The sequence below is a fragment of the Vibrio sp. 1562 genome (assembly GCF_033340155.1).
GTDB lineage: Bacteria > Pseudomonadota > Gammaproteobacteria > Enterobacterales > Vibrionaceae > Vibrio > Vibrio alginolyticus.
This window is the reverse complement of record NZ_JAWOVY010000321.1, coordinates 1-712: the sequence shown is the minus strand read 5'-3', so window position 1 is coordinate 712 and position 712 is coordinate 1. Positions and strand designations below refer to the sequence as shown.

Sequence of the window (712 nt, the reverse complement as noted above, 5' to 3'; positions counted from 1 at the left end):
CCAGTTGCTTTAAGATGGTTAATCGATCGCGAATGAAAGCTTGCGACTGATTCGAGATCCCTACTTTACCTAACGCTTCGTTGTAAGAGTTAATCGCAGCAGTAAAAGTGAGCGCTCGCTCTTGCTGAATCGCCAAACCAAGCCACCAGCGAGCATTGTCTGGCTCGCGTTGAGTCAGTAGCTGGTAGCTTTCTACTGCGCTGTCGTTTTGTTTTTGTTTCTGCGCAAGGGCTGCGCGCATTGCCAAGTAATCTCGACTCGGCATTGGAGGCAAGTGAACCAGTGGGCTCAGTGCCGCAGAAGGCTGATTGGCTTTAACCAATAGCTTCGACAACGCGAGTCTTAGCGGTTGGTTATCCTTATCAAGGTTGATGCCTTCTTGCAGGATTTCGTAAGACTTTCTGGTATCCCCTTTACCGAAATAAAGCGCCGCCAGCTTTTGACGCGTTTCGATATTGCTTGGCTCATAACGCAATGCTTCGGTATAAGCAGAAAGCGCCGTTTCCATATCGTTCGCATCAATGGCTTTTTCTGCTCGACTGATCGCTTTCAACGATAACTGACGGTGTGAAAGTTCAACTTGCTCAATGCGCATTGAACTCTCTTCAACCAAATTGGTGGTCGTATTGCTCGGTGCATTCGCTACTTGCGCGATCAGCATCGGAGCGTCTGAACTCATATCCGCACGTGAACCAAATACGCCCTCACTAGG

At 48.9% G+C, this 712-nt stretch carries 1 protein-coding gene; it reads right to left on the bottom strand.

The genetic code is table 11. From position 1 onward, the window contains the following. Positions 1-712, bottom strand: a 712-nt coding sequence (locus R7Z49_RS24950; RefSeq protein ID WP_318112375.1) for a tetratricopeptide repeat protein, incomplete at both ends; no start/stop codon positions are given.